Annotated in this window: 1 protein-coding gene and 1 pseudogene; one reads left to right on the top strand and one right to left on the bottom strand. The window is 65.2% G+C overall.

Annotated features, from left to right (window positions below; all coding sequences use genetic code 11):
- Positions 1 to 795 (bottom strand): 23S rRNA (adenine(2503)-C(2))-methyltransferase RlmN (gene rlmN, locus INF29_RS14390; protein WP_193487414.1); only part of this gene is annotated, 795 nt, incomplete at its 3' end.
- 134 nt (positions 796 to 929) lie between these two features.
- On the opposite strand from rlmN, the pseudogene INF29_RS14625 reads away from it, so the two are divergent.
- A pseudogene (locus INF29_RS14625) lies at positions 930 to 1,123 on the top strand (hypothetical protein); the annotation flags it as partial.

Below are 1,123 nucleotides of genomic sequence, written 5' to 3' on the forward strand. Positions count from 1 at the left end.
CTCGATCATGGCGAACTCATAGCTCGGTCGACGACCGGTCTTCTCAACATAGGACTGGAGCGCCTCGTGGAGGCGGAGGAGCGTGTACTTCTTCACGCCGGGCATGAGCTGGTTGCGCGTGCTCTGGACCGCGGAGTGAAGGGACACCGCGAGGGTGAACTGCTCGGGGAGCTCGGCGAAGCGCTTGATGCCGGGGATGACGCCGCAGGTGGAGACGGTCAGGTGCCGTGCGCCGATGGCGAAGCCGTCGGGGTCGTTGAGGATGCGCAGGGCTTTGACGGTCTCGTCGAAGTTGGCGAAGGGCTCGCCCTGGCCCATGAAGACGACGCTCGTCACGCGTTCGCCGAAGTCGCGCGCGACATGAGCGACCTGATCGACGATCTCGCGCGCGGTGAGCGAGCGGGAAAGGCCGTTGAAGCCGGTCGCGCAGAAGGCGCAGCCCATGGCGCATCCGGCCTGCGTGGACACGCAGACGGAAAGCTTACCCCGGCTGGGCATGCCGACCGTCTCGACGGAGGTGCCGTCAGGGTATTCGAGCAGGTACTTACGGGAACCGTCATGGGAGACCTGCTTGACGAGCTCGACGGGCGTGGCGAAGGCGAAGCGCTCGGCGAGCAGCTCACGGAACTTCTTCGGCAGGTTGGTCATCTCGTCGAACGAGGAGGCGTTCTTCTGGAAGAGCCACTCCTCGAGCTGCTTCGCGCGGAACGCGGGCTGTCCGAGTTCGGCGACGAGGCTGACGATGTCGTCATGGGTGAGCGCACGGATGTCGCGCAGGCGATTTGAACGTTGCATAACGTACCTTTCACAGGGGTGTAAACGAAACAAGCATCTATACAATAAGGTACAGCACGGCGCGGCGATGCGGTATCGCCGCGCATAGGACACACATCATCGGGCACCGGAGGTGCTGCAGAGAGGGGTCGGCCATGGAGGGCAGGTCGAGGGTCGGGATTCGCGTCGCGGTGCTGGCAGGGGGCTTCTCCTCGGAGCGGGAGATCTCCCTCGCGTCCGGCGAGCATGCCATGAAGGCCATCAGGGAGGCCGGGTATGGGGCCGTCGAGCTGCTCGACCCGTCCGCCCCCGGGTTCCTCGCCGCAATGGAGGGCGGGTCGTGGGACGT

Origin of the sequence: Anaerotignum lactatifermentans (assembly GCF_014982935.1) — a bacterium.
Lineage (GTDB): Bacteria > Bacillota > Clostridia > Lachnospirales > Anaerotignaceae > Anaerotignum > Anaerotignum lactatifermentans.